Source organism: Dyadobacter linearis (assembly GCF_907165045.1).
GTDB classification, from domain to species: Bacteria; Bacteroidota; Bacteroidia; order Cytophagales; family Spirosomataceae; genus Dyadobacter; species Dyadobacter linearis.
Genome location: NZ_CAJRAU010000005.1, coordinates 20837 through 37554, shown reverse-complemented (window position 1 = coordinate 37554; position 16718 = coordinate 20837). Strand labels below are relative to the sequence as shown.

Annotated in this window: 15 protein-coding genes; 14 read left to right on the top strand and 1 reads right to left on the bottom strand. The window is 45.7% G+C overall.

The features are described 5' to 3' along the window. Positions 1-203: 203 nt before the first annotated feature. Positions 204-3017, top strand: a complete 2814-nt coding sequence (locus tag KOD92_RS17130) for a TonB-dependent receptor (RefSeq protein WP_215234821.1) — start codon at positions 204-206, stop codon at positions 3015-3017. Between the two features lie 43 nt (positions 3018-3060). Further along, entirely contained in the window at positions 3061-4398 is a 1338-nt protein-coding gene (locus KOD92_RS17125) for a T9SS C-terminal target domain-containing protein (protein WP_215234820.1), read from the top strand. An 83-nt stretch (positions 4399-4481) separates the two neighbouring features. Here KOD92_RS17125 and KOD92_RS17120 read toward each other — a convergent pair whose 3' ends face one another. Further along, positions 4482-5972 (bottom strand): M14 family zinc carboxypeptidase, encoded by a 1491-nt coding sequence (locus tag KOD92_RS17120; protein WP_215234819.1) that lies wholly within the window; start codon positions 5970-5972, stop codon positions 4482-4484. Positions 5973-6257: 285 nt separating this feature from the next. On the opposite strand from KOD92_RS17120, the gene hisH reads away from it, so the two are divergent. The 12 genes from hisH to porV all read left to right on the top strand — a co-directional run bounded on the left by hisH (position 6258) and on the right by porV (position 16680). Next, positions 6258-6851 (top strand): imidazole glycerol phosphate synthase subunit HisH, encoded by a 594-nt coding sequence (gene hisH / locus KOD92_RS17115; RefSeq protein ID WP_215234818.1) that lies wholly within the window; start codon positions 6258-6260, stop codon positions 6849-6851. Positions 6852-6865: 14 nt separating this feature from the next. Next, the gene (gene hisA, locus KOD92_RS17110; RefSeq protein ID WP_215234817.1) at positions 6866-7588 is read left to right on the top strand and encodes a 1-(5-phosphoribosyl)-5-[(5-phosphoribosylamino)methylideneamino]imidazole-4-carboxamide isomerase; all 723 of its coding nucleotides are present in this window, start codon (positions 6866-6868) and stop codon (positions 7586-7588) included. Between the two features lie 3 nt (positions 7589-7591). Further along, positions 7592-8365, top strand: coding sequence for an imidazole glycerol phosphate synthase subunit HisF (hisF, locus tag KOD92_RS17105; protein WP_215234816.1), 774 nt, complete (start codon positions 7592-7594; stop codon positions 8363-8365). 10 nt (positions 8366-8375) lie between these two features. Continuing rightward, on the top strand, positions 8376-9005 hold the full coding sequence (gene hisIE / locus KOD92_RS17100) for a bifunctional phosphoribosyl-AMP cyclohydrolase/phosphoribosyl-ATP diphosphatase HisIE (RefSeq protein WP_215234815.1): 630 nt from the start codon (positions 8376-8378) through the stop codon (positions 9003-9005). A gap of 11 nt (positions 9006-9016) precedes the next feature. Further along, positions 9017-9352 (top strand): phage holin family protein, encoded by a 336-nt coding sequence (locus KOD92_RS17095; RefSeq protein WP_215234814.1) that lies wholly within the window; start codon positions 9017-9019, stop codon positions 9350-9352. 63 nt (positions 9353-9415) lie between these two features. Further along, positions 9416-9754: a phage holin family protein gene (locus tag KOD92_RS17090; RefSeq protein ID WP_215234813.1), complete on the top strand. Its 339-nt coding sequence runs from the start codon at positions 9416-9418 to the stop codon at positions 9752-9754. A gap of 93 nt (positions 9755-9847) precedes the next feature. Beyond that, complete coding sequence (locus KOD92_RS17085) at positions 9848-10285, top strand: hypothetical protein (protein ID WP_215234812.1); 438 nt, start codon at positions 9848-9850, stop codon at positions 10283-10285. Then, positions 10282-11055, top strand: coding sequence for a phosphoglycerol geranylgeranyltransferase (locus KOD92_RS17080; protein WP_215234811.1), 774 nt, complete (start codon positions 10282-10284; stop codon positions 11053-11055). The genes KOD92_RS17085 and KOD92_RS17080 overlap by 4 nt, the downstream gene beginning before the upstream one ends. Before the next feature lie 149 nt (positions 11056-11204). Then, entirely contained in the window at positions 11205-11384 is a 180-nt protein-coding gene (locus KOD92_RS17075; RefSeq protein WP_215234810.1) for a PG1828 family lipoprotein, read from the top strand. Between the two features lie 69 nt (positions 11385-11453). Continuing rightward, positions 11454-12068 carry a SprT family zinc-dependent metalloprotease gene (locus KOD92_RS17070; RefSeq protein WP_229254723.1) on the top strand — a complete coding sequence of 205 codons (615 nt, stop codon included), beginning with the start codon at positions 11454-11456 and terminating at the stop codon, positions 12066-12068. After that, positions 12046-15423 carry a type IX secretion system sortase PorU gene (porU, locus tag KOD92_RS17065; RefSeq protein WP_215234809.1) on the top strand — a complete coding sequence of 1126 codons (3378 nt, stop codon included), beginning with the start codon at positions 12046-12048 and terminating at the stop codon, positions 15421-15423. Before KOD92_RS17070 ends, porU begins: the two co-directional genes overlap by 23 nt. 105 nt (positions 15424-15528) lie before the next feature. Next, positions 15529-16680, top strand: a complete 1152-nt coding sequence (gene porV / locus KOD92_RS17060; RefSeq protein WP_215234808.1) for a type IX secretion system outer membrane channel protein PorV — start codon at positions 15529-15531, stop codon at positions 16678-16680. The last annotated feature ends 38 nt before the right edge of the window (positions 16681-16718 follow it).

Sequence of the window (16718 nt, the reverse complement as noted above, 5' to 3'; positions counted from 1 at the left end):
GCATTCACAGGACGAAACCAATTTATCAATCTGAAAGAGCAGGTTTAAGGCAATGTTTGGGAGCTAATCAGGTAGGTTCGCCAAATATAGTGATCATTATCACCGAGTTACGGTTTTTGAGTGTTAACAATTAGATAACATTAGAGAAATCTGGGAGTAATGTAGCCAACCTAGTTTTGTGCCGGAAATTATTCTGACACAACATGAAATCAAGATTTTTATCATTCATCCTCCTGCTTATCAGCACGTCTGCTGCATTCGCTCAGACAGGTTCCATCAAAGGAACGATCGTTGATGCCCAATCCAAAGAACCGGTAATCGGTGCAAGTGTAGTACTTAAAGGCAGTACCCCGCCAGTCGGCGCTTCGTCCGACATTGAAGGTAAATTTGACTTGCCTGGTATTCCAACCGGAAAACAAACTGTGATCGTCACTTACGTTTCTTACAAGGCGAAAGAGATCGAAGTTACAGTTTACCCGAATCAGACCGTTTTAATCAACACTACATTAGAAGAAGACGTAGCCAACCTGACGGAAGTAAAGATCGTAGGCCAGCGCCAGACTTTTACGGACGTTTCGGTGATCACCGAGATCAAGCAGGCAGAACAGATCGCAGTTGGTATCTCAGCCCAGCAGATCCAGCGCTCGCAGGACAGGGACGCTTCACAAGTAATCCGCCGCGTTCCGGGGGTTTCTATTCAGGATGACAGATTTGTCATTATCCGTGGTTTGAACGAGCGTTATAATACTGTAATGCTCAATGATGCGATCACACCTTCGACGGAAGTGGACGTAAAATCCTTCTCATTTGACCTGATCCCAAGCACAGCGATCGACAGAATGCTGATATTCAAATCGGGCGCACCTGAGCTTCCGGGTGAGTTTGCAGGTGGGGTTATTAAAATTTATACCAAGACAATCCCTGACGCAAACGGTTTTACAGTAGCTATCTCTCCGGGTTTTAGGGCCGGTACCACTTTCAGTAATGTACTCGATTATCGCGGATCTTCGATGGACTGGCTGGGCTTCGGCGCAGGCGACCGGAAGCTTCCTTCTACATTTCCAACTGCGAGACAAACCAATGCAAGCCAGCCTACGGAAGCGACGTTCAATGCATTCCGTAATCTGCCTAAGTTCGTTGATACGTATACAAAAACCGTGACGCCGGATTTGCGCGTGTCGCTGGGATATAACAATAGCATGGACCTGGGAAGGCTGCGTTTGACGACCTTTAACAACCTGAGCTATACCAGTGCCAATCAGGTAACACCTACCAATCAGTTCCGCTACCTCGCATTCAACAATAGTACACAGGATTCTCAGATCGAGACGAGCTATAATGATCAGTTTTATGGTCACAATGTGCGTTTGGGCGTAATGTCCAACTGGGGATTAATCTTTAACCCGCAGCACAAAATTGAATTCAGGAACCTTTTTAACCAGCTGAGCAGCAAGGAAACTACGTTCCGCCAGGGTTACAGCCTTGATAATGACCGCGATGTACAGAATTATGCATTCCGGTACGAATCTAAGAGCATTTACACGGGTCAGCTGAGCGGAACGCACGAAATGTCGGAAGCCACTACTTTGAAATGGACGGGTGCATTTGGCTATACCAACCGCGACGAGCCTGATTTCAGACGTTTTGTAACGAGCCGGAACATTGGAACAAATGATCCGTTTACTGTGGAAGTAGTACCGGGAAGCAATGCAAGTTTGACTCGCGGCGCGCGCTTTTACTCTTCTTTGAAAGAACTAGCATCTTCGTTCCGTGTTGACGGCGAGCACCGTATCGAGCGCAACGGATATGAAGGAGAAGAAAAAATGCAGATCAAGCTTCGTGCGGGCTTGTTCGGAGAATATAAAGACAGAGATTTTGCAGCACGCTGGTTTAATGTGAATAATCCTGGCGGAGTACCCGAGGAAATCCTCACATTGCCGGCAGCACAATTGTTCAGTGATGAAAATATAGCTGCGAACAGGCTGCATTACGGAGAGAGAACGAATACGGATGATCAGTATGCGGCTCAAAACACACTTCTGGCTGCTTATGTTGGCTCTTATATTCCTTTTACGCCAAGGTTCAATGGTTCTTTTGGTGTGCGTGCAGAGCATAACCGCCAGCAATTGCAAAGCCGCCAGCGTGGTGGAGGTGATCGCGTGGATGTGAACAACCCTATTCTGCGGTTCCTGCCTTCGGTTAACCTTGCTTACAATTTTACCGAAAAATCATTGCTGCGTGTCGCTTATACCATGTCGCTTAACCGGCCTGAGTTCCGCGAGCTGGCACCTTTCACCTATTATGACTTTGCATTCGACGTGTCACGGGTTGGTAATGAAAACCTGAAAACACCTAGCATTCAGAATGTGGATCTGCGGTACGAATTCTATCCGAATGAGGGTGAAGTGATCTCGGTTGCAGGTTTTTACAAACACTTCAAAAACCCGATCGAAACCAGGGTTCGGTACGCAGGATCGGGGGTAACTTTCTCGGTTGATAATGCCGAAGAAGCTTATGCGATCGGTGGGGAAGTGGAAGTAAGAAAATCTCTGAAAAACCTCACTACCTCTTCACTCGTTGATAATCTGACACTCGTATTGAATGCGTCGGTGATCAAAAGTGATGTACTGACCGGCTTTGCAGGCCAGGAAGAAAACCGCCAGTTGCAGGGACAATCTCCTTATCTGATCAATACAGGTCTTTATTATAATGATGTGAACAGAGGCTGGCAGGTCAACATGCTTTATAATGTGGTTGGAAAAAGGATTTTCCTCGTGGGCGACAAAGAAGTGCAGCCTACCGTTTATGAACTTCCCCGCAACGTACTCGACTTCAATATCATTAAAGCACTTGGGCCTCACCTCGAATTCAAAGCGGGTATCCAGGATATTCTTAATCAAAAATTCAGGTTGGTACAAGACAGTAACCTGGATGGAAAGATCACTGGCGTAGATGAATCTTACCAGTCTTTCCGCCGCGGATCTTACACCACAGTAGGTATTTCTTACAAATTCTAATCACCAAGCAACAAGTTTAAGTCAATCCAAATCAATCATTTTTATGAAAAAGTTCAGTAAATTATTTAACCTCCTCATGGCAGCGTTGTTGCTCACAGGATTTGCAGCCTGCAAGGACGACAACACAGAGCCAGAACCAGAAGAGCCGGTAGCGACTGAAATGGTGACCGTAAAAGGAAGCATCGCGGCCAATACAACATGGACAGCTGACAAGCAATATCTGATCACAGGATTTGTATATGTGGAAGATGGCGCAACACTTACTATTCAGCCAGGAACGATCATTAAAGGTGATAAAGATTCAAAAGGAGCACTTTTCGTTAAAAGAGGAGCGAAGATCATGGCGGTTGGAACTGCAACGCAGCCTATCGTTTTTACTTCCAATGAAGCAGCTGGTTCAAGAAGAGCCGGTGACTGGGGAGGTTTGGTAATCCTTGGAAAAGCACCTGTGAACAAGACTCCTGCCGTAATTGAAGGCGAAGGAAGAACTGAGTACGGTGGTACTGAGGCTGCTGACAACTCTGGCGAGCTGAAATATGTGCGCATCGAATTCGCTGGTATTGCTTACGCTACGGATCAGGAAATCAACAGCCTTACAATGGGTGGTGTTGGTTCAGGAACGAAGATCGAATATGTACAATGCTCTTTCGGAGGCGACGATGCATTTGAATGGTTCGGTGGAACTGTGAATGCAAAACACCTTGTCTCTTTCCGTGGCCTTGATGATGATTTTGATACAGACAACGGTTTCAGCGGATTGGTACAATATGGTTTGATCATCCGTGATCCAGCGGTTGCTGACCAGGCTGGTGACTCTAACGGATTTGAATCTGATAACGATGGTGACGGAACAAACAAAACGCCGCAAACTGCTGCGAAATTTGCCAACATCACGGTAGCAATGGGCGACGGAACTCCGAACGGAAAATTCGCGTCAGCAGCCAGAATTCGTCGTAACTCGACTATCTCGATTTACAACAGTGTATTTACAGGTGCGTGGCCACGTTCAGGTGTTCGTATCGAAGCGCCTTCTTTGCCAAACTTTACAAACGGTACTTTGAAACTGGAAGGTGTTCACGTGGCTTTGTCAGGAACACAAGCGCAAGGCGCGATCGAAGGAATTACTGCTGCGCAATTTGCTGCGGGTGCTAAAAACAGCGTTGCAACTGTTGCAAGCCTGTTGTTCCCAGCTGGTTTTAATTCGATCTCTGCTAAGCCAGCAGTATTGCCACAAGCAACTTCTCCACTTTTGACTGGCGGTACTACATTGCCAGCCGGATTTGAAGCAACTACTTACGCTGGTGCATTCAACACAACAGACTGGACTGCGGGCTGGGCTAATTTCGATCCCCAGAACACAGATTACTCTTTGAAAAAATAATAGTTCTTATATAATTGGTGTCAGAATTTAAAAAGGCCGGAAACGTATGTCTCCGGTCTTTTTTGTTGTATCAAAATGCCGTTTTACTCCACAATACCCTGTCCTTTTTCCGCAGTGAAATTGTCCAGATCGTGTACAAATCCATTGATCACGGCATACTTCACTTTACCTCCTTTTTTAAGAATGAAGGTTGCAGTATTGCCAAGCCCGGGTACGCCCGAAGGTGCGGGTTGGCCGCTTCTTAATATATGTAATGGGGTTGTGGTAAAATAAAGTCCTAGGGCACGCGTGTTGGCATCTGCTGCGAGCCTTACGTAAGTGTAACCTTCTTTGAGGAGGTTCAATGCATTGAGCTTACTGATTTCGCTCACATTCTTATAGGTAGTAGGATAAACTTTTCCTTTTTCAATAGTGTACCCTTGCGCATCAATCTCCTGACTGCCGTACTGCGGGTGCAGGTCGCCGAAATCTTCTATTTTACTGTAATAAAAAAACTTGGTTGCATTGGAGTAGCTTACTTCATTCCGGTTAATTCCAAGGTCGGTTGTAAACGATTTTCCCGCTTGCCTTACCGTCGCATTCCTTACTACCAGATCATAAACCCAGCGACCGTTTTCGGGTATATCATAATAATCGTCACGTTTTTCTTTCGTCAGCGAGTTGTCGGCAATCTTGCCTAATGCAGACAGTATCGCCATAAAGTTCAACTGCCGGATATATTGCTTTTCCGGATCGCCTACATAGCCTCCCGATTCGATCAGTACCAGCGTAGTACCCCATTTTTGAACATTATCCCCAAACCCACGCGGCTCGTGATCGTCGGAATACCTTGCTACCTGGCCGGGAATGTACTTTTGCAGTATCTTATTCATGCCCACAATGAGCTGCATGGAACGCTGGCGTACGTCGTTGATCGACAGCTCGTAATCATAAGAAGTCGCCAGAAATGAGATAGTCGCCACTTTTGGGCTCCTGCCCGCCGAGTAGCGCGGACTCTGGTCGTGGAGGTTGAAACCGTAGTCTGGTTTTAATTTATCCACCAAACCTTTCAGTATAACAGCTTCGGGCGTTTGCCTGGCTGCGGCGTCGCGGTTCATATCAATACCCTGCATTGTGCGGCGCTGGTAGCGTTCTGCGCCGTCCGGATTGAGCATTGGTACGAAGTATAATGTGGTTTTTTCCAATAGCTCCTTGCGAAAGCTGTCGAAGCCGTCGTTTTTGCCTTCCAGGAAGTTGAACATGTCAAAACTGGCCATAGTTGCGGTCGGCTCGTCGCCGTGCATTTGCGTCCAGAGCAGCACTTTTTTCTTGCCGGTACCTACTTTCAGCATTTGAATAGTGCGCCCTTCAAAGGATTCTCCAACCTTTTCAATGGTGTACATCGGGTTGCCCAGCCGCTTGGAAATCAATGGAAGAATGTCTTTTTGCTTGAAGCGCCTTTGTGTGAGTGTGGCTTCCTTAAATGTGGAATGTGCTTTGAAAAGCTTCTGCGCCAGCTCGTCGGACTGCGCCATGGATTGAGAAGTAACCAATGTGATCAGGAAAAAGAAAAGACGTGAAAAGAATAGTTTCATGATGGTAAAAGGCCATTTTGCAGATGCAATGTACAAGAAATCTCTAAGCAAATTTTAATGCAATTTTTACTTGACGGCTGCCGGTGTTCACTTTTTTTGCTTACATTTGTGGTATGATAATCGCTGAAACATATCATCATTTTCATCATAGCCGTCAGGCTTTCGGTCGTCTTGGGTGATATGTTTTTGCAAGTAGTGTTGTAATAAGGTTGAATACATAGTATCCCCCAGAAGCCCGATTTTTTAATCGGGCTTTTTTTGTTCTTTTCTCAATATCGAAACCGGATGAAAACCGTAATCATCAAGTACAATGCAGGAAATGTGCAGTCGGTCATGTACGCGCTCGACAGGCTGGGCGCTGGGTACTTGTACACCGACGACGTAGCCGAGATCACTTCTGCCGACAAAGTCATTTTTCCCGGCGTGGGCGAAGCGAGCACGACCATGAGCTACCTGCGCAAAACGGGTCTTGACAAAATTATCCCTGCATTGAAGCAGCCGGTATTCGGTACCTGCGTGGGCATGCAGCTGATGTGCCGGCATTCGGAAGAGAACAATACGGATTGTATGGGGATATTCGATGTGGACGTAAAACGGTTTCCGGCCGACTCGGGCATGAAAGTGCCGCACATGGGCTGGAACAATATAATTGACTACAAAACCCCGCTTACTGACAACATTCCACAAAGTGCATTTATGTATTTCGTACATAGTTACGCGGCGCCGGTTTGCGAATATACTGTCGCCACCTGCGATTACGCATTCCCGTTCAGTGCGATGCTGCACCGGGATAATTTCTACGCGGCGCAATTTCACTGTGAGATCAGCGGCAACGCAGGCCAGCAGATCATTGAGAATTTTTTGAATTTGAAATCCTAAATACCCGACCATAAATGATCGAAATAATACCCGCTATTGATCTGATCGAAGGAAAGTGCGTGCGCCTTACACAAGGCGATTACGGACAAAAGAAAATATATAACGAGCATCCGCTGGAAGTAGCCATGCAGTTCGAAGACGCAGGTTTGAAAAGGCTGCATTTGGTAGACCTGGATGGAGCAAAAGCCAAGAAGGTCGTCAACTGGAAGGTACTGGAAAGCATTGCTTCGAAAACCTCCCTGCATATTGATTTCGGCGGCGGCGTTCAGTCAGATGATGATCTGCGCGTGGTATTTGAAAGTGGCGCCAAGCAGGTTACCGGTGGTAGTATTGCGGTTAAAAATCCGGAGTTATTTACCCACTGGCTGCAAACTTACGGCGGCGACAAGATTATCCTCGGCGCTGACGCGAAAAACGAAAAGATCGCTGTGAGCGGCTGGGAAGAGGGTACTACATTATGGGTTTATGATTTTGTGGAAGAATATGTGGAAAAAGGGGTGAAATACACGATCAGTACCGACGTGGCGAAAGACGGTTTGCTGCAAGGTCCTTCATTTGATCTTTATAAAAATCTTCAGGATAAATGTCCCGACCTGAATATCATAGCCAGCGGCGGGATCAGCGGGATAGGGGATGTGGAGAAACTGGCAGAAATGAACATTTATGGCGTGATCATTGGGAAAGCCATTTATGAAAACAGGATCAGCTTACCCGAACTAATGCGTTTTTCATCCTGATATATGCTGACAAAAAGAATAATTCCCTGTCTGGACGTAAAAGACGGGCGCACTGTAAAAGGGGTTAATTTCGTGAACCTGCGCGATGCAGGCGATGCAGTGGAGCTCGGCGCGCTTTACGCAGCGCAGGGAGCGGATGAGCTTGTTTACCTCGATATTACCGCCACGATCGACGGCCGCTCGACATTTATAGAATTAGTGAAAAGGGTAGCACAGACTATCAATATCCCTTTTACTGTTGGCGGCGGGATTTCCTCGGTAGCGGATGTCTCGGCATTGCTGCACGCGGGAGCAGATAAGGTTTCTATCAATTCGGCTGCTGTCCGGAATCCGGACCTGATCGATGAACTGGCTCTGGAATTTGGCAGTCAATGCATTGTAGTGGCTATTGATACGCGCTATATAGATACGGAGCACGGGAAAGAGCACATTGTGCACACCCACGGGGGCCGCAAACCTACCGAACTCCGCACGATTCCCTGGGCCAAAGAAGTGGAGGATCGGGGCGCCGGCGAGTTGTTACTGACGTCGATGGACACCGACGGTACCAAGAACGGTTTCGCGCTCGAACTGACGGCGACGATCTCCGAGAACGGCAATATACCCGTGATCGCCTCAGGTGGCGCGGGCACGATGTCACATTTTTATGATGTTTTCACAACAGGAAAAGCTGATGCAGGTTTGGCGGCAAGCATTTTTCACTTCAGGGAAATCGATATTCCCGACTTGAAGGATTATTTGAGCGACAAGCAGCTTCCTATCAGACTGACCAGATAAATAATACAAGATGAGCGACACTTTTTCTACAATTGATTTTGCAAAATCGGCCGACGGGCTGGTACCGGCAGTTATCCAGGATTTTCACACTGACAAAGTGCTGATGCTCGGTTATATGAATTCCGAAGCTTTGGAAAAGACCAGGCTGGAAGGAACAGTTACGTTTTTCAGCCGGAGCAAGCAGCGGCTTTGGACGAAGGGCGAAACCTCGGGTAATTTCCTTTTTATTAACGAAATCATTGCCGATTGTGATGGTGATACTTTGCTGATAAAAGCCACTCCGGCCGGTCCAACATGCCACACAGGGGCTGATACCTGTTTTGGGGAAAAAAATAGTCAGGATGCCCGAATCGGGGAGGCTTTTTTTCTCAATTATCTTCAGAAAAAAGTAATCAGGGAAAGAAAATTAAATCCGACCGAGGAATCGTATACAAGCAGCCTTTTTAAAAGGGGAATCAACAAGATCGCGCAGAAAGTAGGCGAGGAAGCGGTCGAGGTTGTGATCGAAGCGAAGGACAACGACACGGAGCTTTTCAAGAACGAAGTGTCCGATTTGCTGTTCCATCTTTTGGTGCTTTTGGAAGAAAAAAACATTGACTTAGATGAGGTAATTGACGTACTTCGTAGCCGTCACCAATAAACACATCGTGCATGAAATTACTCCTACGACTTGTAATCAGTACTTTGGCTGTACTGGTAGGTGCTCATTTAATTCCCGGTGTTTCAGTCGAAAGTTTTACGACTGCAATCATCGTGGCCATCGTGCTGGGAATCCTGAATACATTTTTAAAACCGGTCCTGCAAATTCTTGCGCTCCCCATTACGATTCTTACGCTGGGACTGTTCTATTTTGTCGTTAACGTATTTATCATTTACCTGGCGAGCTTTCTGGTAGATGGATTTTATATCAGTAACTTCTTTTCGGCTCTGCTCTTCGGTCTGGTCGTTTCTGTTGTTTCTGCTTTACTTGGTATGTTTTTGGACTAGTGTACGCGAGACCCGAAAAAAAGGGTTGGAAACGGATACACATGACTTGATAACTACCTGATTATGCTTAGCCAAATAGAGGAAATCAAAGACACGCTTTTTAAATATTTCGAGACTCGGATCGATTTATTTAAGATTGAGACCAGGGACAAGATTGAGCGCGCTGTTGTCATGGCGATTTACGGGGCTCTGGTGTTATGTATAGCGCTCACAGTACTGATATTAGTAGTTATACTACTCGGGACCTTCCTGAATAAATGGTTGGACAGCGATTACCTGGGATACCTGATCCTGCTTGGTGTATTTGTTATCAAGCTGATAATCTGGATCGTATGGAAAGAAAAGTTTATCCAGATGATACGCTCAGTGATCGTTCGTTTTATGAAGGATAAAGAGGAATAAAGCTTTGCTGGTCTATTTTAAGAAATAAATTAGCCCGAATTACTATTTTTGGATTCCTTTTGAATTCTTAGGGCACCATCAAACAGAAATGAAATGAGTACTCCAATAGATTCGTCGGTAAAAATTACCAAGCCTTTTTCGTCTGATACAGACAGAGATAAGCAGGACCTGCTACTAGATGCTGATATTTATCGTGACAAGCTAGAGAACCAGTGGACTGACCTGAAAACAGACGCTACTGCCTACGGAAAACAGGCTTTGATAATAGGAGGTGTAGTTGCCACTACATTTGTGGTCATGAATGCATTCCTTCCTAAAACGAAAAAGGACAAGCAGCGGGAAGAAGCTAAGAAAAGGCAGGAAGAGGCGGAGGAAAATCAGCTGCACCTGGTGACTAACAAGAAGCTTGACAAGGTGAAAAAAGAGTCGCAGGTTGCAGCGGCTGTTCAAAGCCTGGCCTGGACGTTAGCCGTGGGCTGGGCCCGCAAAAAGCTTAAGCATTTAATTGAAGACGAACGAAAAACTGAATGAAAACAGCGAATCATCAAATCGCAGACCTCCTTTCGAAGCGTAAAATAGAAAAAAGGAAATCGTTTGCCGTTCTCTTAGATCCAGATAAAGTAAATCTCTCCACTTTTCCGAAATTCCTAGAATATGCGGCTGGTCATGGCGTTGACTTCTTTTTTGTAGGAGGAAGCCTCATTACTAATTACGCGATTGATAAATTAATAGCTGCAATTCACGAGCATACTGATATTCCTGCCATTCTCTTTCCGGGAAGCAGTTTGCATATTGATCCCTCAGCGGACGCAATTCTTTTATTATCCTTAATCTCCGGCCGGAATGCGGAGCTGTTAATCGGACAGCACGTTATTGCGGCTCCTTTGCTCAAGCGCAGCGGCATTGAGGTATTACCAACCGGCTATATGCTGGTAGAAAGCGGGAAACTGACTACGGTATCTTATATCAGTGCTACCACGCCACTTCCACGTGACAAACCCGGTATAGTTGCATGCACTGCACTGGCAGGTGAATACCTCGGCCTGAAACACATGTTCCTGGATGCAGGCAGCGGAGCTCAGTTCCCGGTTCCCGGCGAAATTATCGCCGCAGTGCGGCAAGCTGTGGACACGCCTATTATTGTCGGTGGCGGAATCAATTCCTTTGAGAAAGCGGATATCGCGTTAAGTGCCGGCGCCGATGTGATAGTAGTTGGAAATGGAATTGAACAAAACCCAGAATTACTTTCGGAAATCGCGCAATGCGTAAACAGCTACAACCGGAAACTGCAAAGTGTGTGATAGATTCGCGAGAAATTCTTGGATTTAATCAAGGGATTTAAGTTTTTTCTAAGGAAATTTTAAGTTCTTGGAAAAATACAATCTCAAAATTTAGGAATATTGCTTTCAATCATATTACATTTGTATCGAACCTTAATTACACCCAAGAAATGAAAAAATTCTTTGCATTTGCGTTTGTTGCCGGGATGGTAGCTTTCGCTTCTTGTACTAGCAAACCAGCTGACGAATCTGCTGACACAACTGCTGTAACTGTTGAAACTCCTATGGTTGATACTACTGCTGTTGACACAATGGTAACTGATTCTGCTTCTGCTGATTCTATCAAGTAATCAGACGTACAAGTCGAAAACATTGGAAAAGCTCTATGAAAATAGGGCTTTTCTTTTTTTATTTAAGGGATGAAAAATATCTCCTTTGGCCTGCATGTTCCTTCGGCCGCCAGCGCCTATTGTGCAGCGCTTTTTAACAATCACAACTTTGCATTTTCATTGTCCCGCCCCCGCCGGACGCGCCTGGGTGACTTTACGGTAAAGCCCGGATTAATCCCAAAAATTACGGTCAACGCGAACCTGAATCCCTACAATTTCCTCGTTACTTACCTGCACGAAGTAGCACATTGTGTGGTTCACTATAAATATAGAAGGACATTAAGAAAACGTGTCGCGCCGCACGGTGCCGAATGGAAATATGAATTTGGCGTGCTTTTACAGCCGGTACTAAATGAAAATGTTTTTCCGGAGGACATTCTTATACATTTAATTCGTTATTCCCATAATCCTTCTGCTTCGACCGGAGGCGATCAGTTGCTCTTTAATGCGCTCAGACAATATGATGATCAGGCGATCAGCTCTGGCAGAGTTGCATTGGTTCAGCTGCATGAAGGTTCAAACTTCGTTTTTCAGAACAGGACTTTTACCCGCGGGATTTTGAGAAGAACCCGCATATTATGTACAGACAAGGCATCAAAACGCCTTTATACAATACCTGCCCATGCATTGGTGGAAGCGTGCTGACTTTTCCAGACATTTATTGCTCCCTGTTTTAATCTATCTGGGCACTTCTTCCTTTTACCAACTTCCTGCACAATCTGTACTCGCTACCGGTGATTGGTTCAAGATCGCTGTTACGCAAACAGGTGCTCATAAAATTGACCATGCATTCCTGCGTCAAATGGGCGTAGATGTGTCGAGCCTTGACCCAACTACCTTACGGATCTTCGGTACCGGGGGGCAAATGCTGCCTCAATCCAATTCAGCAAAAACAAATGGCGAACTGGTCGAAAACGCTATTCTAGTCCAGGGTGACGGCGATGGAAAATTCGATACAGGCGATGCGATCTACTTTTTCGCAGAGTCACCACACGTGATCCTTTACGATACTGCCAAAGCGCAACTTTATCATCAACTCAACTACTACTCCGATACAAGCTACTATTATCTGTCTTTTGGTCAAAAAGCGGGGCTCAGGATTAAGAATGCAGAACAAACTGCGACTGCTGGGAGAGTAGTTACGCAATTTGACGATTACTGGTACCACGAACTGGAAGCCAGCAATTTGCTTAAATCAGGCAGGGAATGGTGGGGTGAATATCTGGCAAATACAGCTTTTCAAATCGGAGCAGAAATTCCGAATGTAGTACCTGGTTCTCCGCTCATATTCCGGGGCTCTGCGATCGGCGCTGCGCAGGTTCCCACCCGTTTTTCCTGGCAAGTAAATGGTGAAAATTTAGGTGAAACTTCAATAGGCACTGTGGGTTCGGGGACTTACGATGTGAAAGCATTAAGATCAGACTTCACGGCAATTACCACAGCTCCCGCCGCGCCGCCTGCTACTTTCAGGGCTGGTGTACTCCATAATAAAGGCGGGCAAAATTCGGCACAGGGTTATCTTAATTTTCTTTCACTACAATTTAAAAGAGAGCTGCGCTTTTTTGATAAACAGCAGATATACTATTTTATAAATCAACCCTCCGAAACTGTTACTTATCGCTTCCCTGAGGCGACTGGCACCTTGCTTTGGGATGTAAGCAACGCCGCAGAGCCCCTGTTGATCGTGAATCAGGGAAACTCGGGTAGCTTTTCGTTTAATAGGCAAGTTCCTGAGAAACAGGTCAGATATGTGGGATTTAAAACCGATCAGGCACTTATTCCCGCAAATTGGCAGCCTGTTCAAAACCAGGATATCATATCGCTGGAAACACCTGAACTCCTGATCGTGACACCCGCAACCTGGGAATCGGAAGCAAAGCGCCTTGCTGCTTTTCGATCGGGAAAAAATGGGGTGAAAACAACAGTAGTCACTACGCAGCAGATATATAATGAATTTGGCTCAGGAAAACCGGATGTGAGTGCTATTAGAAACTACGTGAGGCATTTATACCAAAAAACACCTGGAAAACTTAAGTACCTGCTGCTGTTCGGTGATGCGACATTTGACTATCGAAATTTGGCCAAAAATCAGTCGCAGTCGCAAAGAGACAACTGGGTGCCTGTGTATGAGAGCCGCGAATCTTTGAATCCGGTATATACCTATTCGTCAGACGATTATTTTGGTTTTTTGGAGCCAAATGAAGGCGAATGGACGGAATCGTCGGCGGGCGATCAAACACTGGATATTGGAATAGGGCGATTGCCAGCTAAGACCATTGGTGAGGCTAAAACGATTGTGAACAAGCTAATCCGCTACGAAACGCTGCGATCGGAAGGAAGCTGGAAGAATAAAGTACAGTTTATTGCCGATGACGGCGACGGGAATATTCACCAGCGTCACGCCGACCAGCTGGCCGGTCTGATCCAGGGCGAGCTTTTTCCAGAGCGCATATTTATCGATGAATTTCCCCAGATCACAACAAACGAAGGTCAGAAGTCGCCGGCGGTCAATGCGAAAATCAGGAAAGGTATTGACGATGGTACGCTGATGATCAATTATACCGGGCACGGCGGGGTAGGCGGTTGGGCGGAAGAGCAGGTGCTTACGTTATCCGATATGCTGAGTGCGCGGGGTATGGATAATCTTCCTTTGCTTTTTACTGCTACCTGTGACTTTGGCAGATACGATGATCCCGGCGCTGTATCGGGCGCGGAGACGATGGTATTAAGTCCCAAAGGTGCTGCAATAGGTGCAATAAGCACGACCAGACCTGTTTTTTCAAGTACCAATTTTACGTTAAGCAAAGCATTTTACGAGGCGCTCATACAAAAAGGGGAGAGGAGATTGATGGGAGATTATTTCAGGGAAACTAAAAATAAGGCGCTTGTGGGGAGCCTGAACCGTAATTTTACATTGCTGGGCGATCCTTCGATGCAGCTCGCGATGGCCAGGAAATCAATCCGCTGGTCACCGGTTCCCGACACATTGCGCGCTTTACAAAAAGTAATATTAAAGGGAGAAATTCTCAATATCGGGTCTAATGAAGCTGACAGGAGCTTTCAGGGAAAAGCAAGGATAATCATTTATGATAAACCTGTTCAGTTCGAAACGCTCGGCAGTGAGGCAGCTTCTGAAAAATATTCGGAGTTTCGCAGCAAGTTGTTTGACGGTAGCGTAACGATTAAAGATGGCCGGTTTACCTGCGAGTTTGTTGTTCCAAAAGATATTGATTACAGAAGCGGCCTGGGCAGGGCCAGCATTTATGCAGTCAGTGCGGATAGCTCGGCCGATGCGTCGGGGCAGCTTTCGCTTATTGTAGGAGGCAGTGCGCCGGTTTCGACCGATAAAACGCCTCCGCAAGTAGCTGGGTACATGAATAACGAATCGTTTCGGGACGGGGACAATGTAAGTACGTCTCCCGTACTTTTTGCAAAGTTGAGCGACGAAAGTGGTATCAGCGTTTCCAGTGCAGGAATAGGACATCACATCTCGCTTATCGTTAATGATACGCTTACGATTATATTGAACGATTACTTCACCGCAGACCTCGATAATTACAAATCTGGCACGATCAGGTTTCCGATGAATAATTTGCCTGCCGGTAAATATAATGTTCGCTTAAAAGTATGGGATACGTATACTAACTTTTCTGAAATAGCGTTCGGATTTCAAGTGGTTGAACCCGGGGGTATTAAACTCAATACCCTGAAAGTTTTTCCTAATCCGTTTGAAAAAGATCTTTCATTTGAACTTAATCATAGTCGCGCAAATGAGGACATAGAATTAGTCTTAAATATTTTACTTAGTAACGGAAAACGTTTGGGGACTTTCAAGTGGCAATATTATAATAGTGAAGCAACCATTTTGCAGACACTTGATTCCGGGCAGCTGAGCAATCGAATTCCTACCAACCTCCCGCTTGTTTATCAGTTGTTGATACGATCATTAAAAGATAGTACCTTCGACCAAAAGTCGGGTAGTATAATACGCTCCCGATAATGTAATAAAACTTAGCAGTTTTTTAGTAATAACTATCTTTCATTGTATTTTTGACCCTTTAAAAGAAGCTGATCCAAAGCACTTCCTATCGCAAATCCAATTTCTATGAAACTTTTTTTTGGTACTTTTTCCCTATTATCCATTCTCACACTAGGCTCAGTTTCTGCACAACTTGACTCAGCCAGAGTTCCCGCTTCACCACTAACATTTTTAACATTTGCACCTGACGCAAGAAGTGCCGCGATGGGAGAAGCCGGAGTAGCATTAAGTCCCGACGCAAATTCGACTTACTGGAATGCTGCCAAGCTTCCTTACAATACCAAAGATTTTGGAATTTCTGCTTCTTACACACCCTGGCTGAGGAATCTGGTAGATGATATGTGGCTGGGATATCTGTCAGCTTACAAAAAATTAGGGGATAACCAGGCTGTGGCTTTGTCCGTCAACTATTTCAACAACGGGGAACTTGATCTTCGTGACGCGGTTGGTACTCAAATGGGTTACTTCAATTCAAGGGAGCTGGCGATTAATGGTACCTATTCACGTCAGTTGGGTAGAAACTTTTCAATGGGTTTGACTTTGAAATATATCTCCTCCAACCTGGCCGGTGTCGCAGTGATCAACGGAGCGTCAATCAGCCCGGCACGTTCTGCGGCGGGTGATATCAGTGCTTATTATAGAAAGCAAATTAAGAATGAAGATAGCGGCAGCGATCTTACCTGGTCTTTGGGAGCTGTACTTTCCAATCTGGGAGGTAAGATCAATTATGGCGCAGGAACTGATACTGAGAACTTTATTCCAACTAACCTTCGCGTAGGTGCAGGGTTGTCCTTCACAGGCGATGGCAGGAACAGGTTCAACTTCATTGTTGACGCCTACAAGTTGATGGTACCGACACCAGACGGAACAGACTACAATGCAAGACCATTACTGAAAGGTGTATTTGGCTCATTCTCTGATGCACCAGACGGATTCAAGGAAGAAATGCAGGAAATTGCAATTTCGGCAGGAGCTGAATACTGGTACAATGATATCTTCGCTTTAAGAGCTGGTTACCACGGTGAAAACAAATATAAAAATGGGAACAAGTTCTTCACTGCCGGTGCAGGACTGCGCTTTATGGACAGATATGCGGTTGATTTCGCTTACCTTTTCCCGGTAACTCAGGGAAGCCCGTTAGCAAATACACTTCGTATTACCCTTTCTCTGGCACTGAATAAAGCAGAGAGACTGGACGTAAACGACACTGAGAACTAAGAGTTATTATATTTAATTATTTCGAAACGAATGGCGTT

What these genes read in the sequence shown, in the direction of transcription:
- hisH (WP_215234818.1), top strand. Translation starts at nt 6,258, where the DNA reads ATGAAAACCGTAATCATCAAGTACAATGCAGGAAATGTGCAGTCGGTC.
- KOD92_RS17085 (WP_215234812.1), top strand. Translation starts at nt 9,848, where the DNA reads ATGAGTACTCCAATAGATTCGTCGGTAAAAATTACCAAGCCTTTTTCG.
- KOD92_RS17090 (WP_215234813.1), top strand. Translation starts at nt 9,416, where the DNA reads ATGCTTAGCCAAATAGAGGAAATCAAAGACACGCTTTTTAAATATTTC.
- porU (WP_215234809.1), top strand. Translation starts at nt 12,046, where the DNA reads ATGCATTGGTGGAAGCGTGCTGACTTTTCCAGACATTTATTGCTCCCT.
- KOD92_RS17095 (WP_215234814.1), top strand. Translation starts at nt 9,017, where the DNA reads ATGAAATTACTCCTACGACTTGTAATCAGTACTTTGGCTGTACTGGTA.
- KOD92_RS17080 (WP_215234811.1), top strand. Translation starts at nt 10,282, where the DNA reads ATGAAAACAGCGAATCATCAAATCGCAGACCTCCTTTCGAAGCGTAAA.
- hisIE (WP_215234815.1), top strand. Translation starts at nt 8,376, where the DNA reads ATGAGCGACACTTTTTCTACAATTGATTTTGCAAAATCGGCCGACGGG.
- KOD92_RS17130 (WP_215234821.1), top strand. Translation starts at nt 204, where the DNA reads ATGAAATCAAGATTTTTATCATTCATCCTCCTGCTTATCAGCACGTCT.
- KOD92_RS17075 (WP_215234810.1), top strand. Translation starts at nt 11,205, where the DNA reads ATGAAAAAATTCTTTGCATTTGCGTTTGTTGCCGGGATGGTAGCTTTC.
- KOD92_RS17120 (WP_215234819.1), bottom strand. Translation starts at nt 5,972, where the DNA reads ATGAAACTATTCTTTTCACGTCTTTTCTTTTTCCTGATCACATTGGTT.
- KOD92_RS17070 (WP_229254723.1), top strand. Translation starts at nt 11,454, where the DNA reads ATGAAAAATATCTCCTTTGGCCTGCATGTTCCTTCGGCCGCCAGCGCC.
- hisA (WP_215234817.1), top strand. Translation starts at nt 6,866, where the DNA reads ATGATCGAAATAATACCCGCTATTGATCTGATCGAAGGAAAGTGCGTG.
- KOD92_RS17125 (WP_215234820.1), top strand. Translation starts at nt 3,061, where the DNA reads ATGAAAAAGTTCAGTAAATTATTTAACCTCCTCATGGCAGCGTTGTTG.
- porV (WP_215234808.1), top strand. Translation starts at nt 15,529, where the DNA reads ATGAAACTTTTTTTTGGTACTTTTTCCCTATTATCCATTCTCACACTA.
- hisF (WP_215234816.1), top strand. Translation starts at nt 7,592, where the DNA reads ATGCTGACAAAAAGAATAATTCCCTGTCTGGACGTAAAAGACGGGCGC.